This window comes from Bacillus sp. FJAT-27445 (assembly GCF_001510665.1).
Classification (GTDB): domain Bacteria; phylum Bacillota; class Bacilli; order Bacillales; family Cytobacillaceae; genus Bacillus_D.
Map to the genome: position 1 here is coordinate 707,192 of NZ_LMTI01000002.1, position 801 is coordinate 707,992.

General features: G+C 49.4%; 5 tRNA genes and 1 rRNA gene. All 6 read right to left on the reverse strand.

The features are described 5' to 3' along the window. Positions 1-6: 6 nt before the first annotated feature. The 6 genes from AR337_RS08195 to rrf all read right to left on the reverse strand — a co-directional run bounded on the left by AR337_RS08195 (position 7) and on the right by rrf (position 680). Positions 7-81, reverse strand: a tRNA-Gly gene (locus tag AR337_RS08195). Between the two features lie 7 nt (positions 82-88). Beyond that, positions 89-173 (reverse strand) — tRNA-Leu (locus AR337_RS08200). Between the two features lie 9 nt (positions 174-182). After that, positions 183-258 (reverse strand) — tRNA-Lys (locus AR337_RS08205). Positions 259-395: 137 nt separating this feature from the next. Further along, a tRNA-Thr gene (locus tag AR337_RS08210) sits at positions 396-471 on the reverse strand. A gap of 8 nt (positions 472-479) precedes the next feature. Further along, positions 480-555: transfer RNA gene (locus tag AR337_RS08215), tRNA-Val, on the reverse strand. A gap of 9 nt (positions 556-564) precedes the next feature. Further along, positions 565-680 (reverse strand): 5S ribosomal RNA (gene rrf / locus AR337_RS08220). Between the last annotated feature and the right edge of the window lie 121 nt (positions 681-801).

Consider the following 801-nt stretch of genomic DNA (forward strand, 5'->3'; position numbering starts at 1 on the left):
AAAATCTGGAGCGGAAGACGGGATTCGAACCCGCGACCCCCACCTTGGCAAGGTGGTGTTCTACCACTGAACTACTTCCGCAAAAAAATGGTGCGGGTGAAGGGAGTCGAACCCCCACGCCTCGCGGCGCCAGATCCTAAGTCTGGTGCGTCTGCCAATTCCGCCACACCCGCATATTAAAATGGTGAGCCATGAAGGACTCGAACCTTCGACCCTCTGATTAAAAGTCAGATGCTCTACCGACTGAGCTAATGGCTCGTATTGGGATAGTTCCCTAAACATTTATCAACTTCAGTCGAAAGATGCTCCGCGGAACTTCCGTTCCACTCCGCAACTCGCAGCATACTCATGATGCTTTGCTCGTTGCTCTACCGACTGAGCTAATGGCTCAAAAATGGTGCCGGCTAGAGGACTTGAACCCCCAACCTACTGATTACAAGTCAGTTGCTCTACCAATTGAGCTAAACCGGCAAAGTATGTGGTGGAGGATGACGGGATCGAACCGCCGACCCTCTGCTTGTAAGGCAGATGCTCTCCCAGCTGAGCTAATCCTCCATAATAATTGCCTGGCAACGTCCTACTCTCACAGGGGCAAGGCCCCAACTACCATCGGCGCTGAGAAGCTTAACTTCCGTGTTCGGTATGGGAACGGGTGTGGCCTTCTCGCCATTGTCGCCAGACAATGAATCAGACATATATTATTATAATGCCTTATCAGGTTTTTTCAAGAGGAAATTTCATTCCCTCAAAACTGGATAATGCAGAAGAAGTTTGAAGAACGAGTAATCTATTTTCTATATG